The following is a 270-nucleotide window of genomic DNA, read 5'->3' as shown; positions in this document are numbered from 1 at the left end:
GGCGACCTACGGCGCCCCACGAGTGCACGCCGACCTGGCCGCCGCCGGCGTCCGAACCAGCCGCAAGCGCGTCGCCCGGCTGATGAGACAGGCTGGCCTGCAAGGGGTCCACCGCCGGCGGCGGGTCAGCCTGACCCGCCGGGACCGGGCCGCGTACCTGCCACCCGACCTGGTCGGACGCGACTTCACCGCCCCGGCACCGGACCGGGTCTGGACCGCCGACGTCACGTACGTCCCGACCGGGCAGGGCTGGCTGTACCTCGCGGTCGT

1 protein-coding gene is annotated in these 270 nt (G+C 75.9%); it reads left to right on the top strand.

Going from position 1 to position 270, the window contains the following annotated elements:
• Nucleotides 1-270, top strand: a 270-nt coding sequence (locus tag MXD62_RS08690; protein ID WP_248828875.1) for an IS3 family transposase, incomplete at both ends; no start/stop codon positions are given.

This window comes from Frankia sp. Mgl5, from assembly GCF_023242985.1.
Classification (GTDB): Bacteria; Actinomycetota; Actinomycetes; order Frankiales; family Frankiaceae; genus Parafrankia; species Parafrankia soli.
The sequence above is the reverse complement of the archived record's forward strand: the minus strand, read 5'-3'. Positions and strand labels throughout refer to the sequence as shown.